We start from the raw sequence: 250 nt of genomic DNA, 5'->3' as shown, positions 1-250 counted from the left end.
CTTCAATCCGGTACGCATCCAGCGCCACATCCTGGGTCGAAGAGGCAAACGCCACCAGGAGAGCAGAGGCCGCAATCCACCATAAATCCGTATGCGGGTCGAGCAGGCTCATCCACAACAAACCGCTGGCAATCCCTGCCTGCCCAACCAGAATCCAGCTGCGTCGCTGCCCAAGCCAACGGCTCAGCAAGGGGATACTGACGCGATCCACGACCGGTGCCCAGAATACCTTGATCGAGTAGGTCATACC

At 59.2% G+C, this 250-nt stretch carries 1 pseudogene; it reads right to left on the bottom strand.

Features of this window, described 5'->3' with window-relative positions:
• Nucleotides 1-211, bottom strand: a pseudogene (locus Q4563_RS21415) (AmpG family muropeptide MFS transporter); the annotation flags it as partial.
• Nucleotides 212-250: the final 39 nt, after the last annotated feature.

Source organism: Gilvimarinus sp. 1_MG-2023 (assembly GCF_030548285.1).
Note: the sequence above shows the minus strand (reverse complement) of the source record. Positions and strands in the feature narration are given on the sequence as shown.